Source organism: Xanthomonas sp. SHU 166 (assembly GCF_000364685.1).
Taxonomy (GTDB): domain Bacteria; phylum Pseudomonadota; class Gammaproteobacteria; order Xanthomonadales; family Xanthomonadaceae; genus Xanthomonas_A; species Xanthomonas_A sontii.
Genome location: NZ_AQOJ01000814.1, coordinates 1 through 466 on the forward strand (window position 1 = coordinate 1; position 466 = coordinate 466).

General features: G+C 74.0%; 1 protein-coding gene. It reads right to left on the reverse strand.

Annotated elements, in window-relative coordinates:
* Window positions 1–397, reverse strand: a 397-nt coding sequence (locus tag D180_RS18715) for a DJ-1/PfpI family protein (RefSeq protein WP_017913989.1), incomplete at its 3' end; no start/stop codon positions are given.
* Window positions 398–466: the final 69 nt, after the last annotated feature.

Here is a 466-nt window from a genome sequence, read left to right on the forward strand (position 1 = left end):
AGCGCGCCAGCGCCGCCCAGTGGGTGGTGGCGGGGCGGTCGTCGAGCAGGCCGGCGTCGGCCAGCACGAAGGTGCCCAGGCACAGCCCGACCACTTGCGCGCCGGCGGCGTGGGCGCGGTGCAGCGCCTGGCACAGCGCCGCAGGTGCCGGTTCGGCGACATCGCGCCAGGACGGCACGATCACCGTGTCGACACCGTCCAGCGCCTCCAGGCCGTGCTGCACCTGGATGGCGAAGCCGGCGTCGGTGCGCAGCGGACCCGGGTCGGCCGCACAGACCCGCAGGTCGAAGGCCGGCAGGTCGGTGTCCGGCCGCGCCTCGAACACCTGGCAGGGCACCGCCAGGTGGAAGGGGCTGATGCGGTCGAAGGCGACCACGGCGATGCGATGCGGCGACATGGCCCGATTTTAGCGAAAACGGTGTTTCGGGCCACTCGTCGGCGCGGGTGCGGCCGCCGACACTGGCCG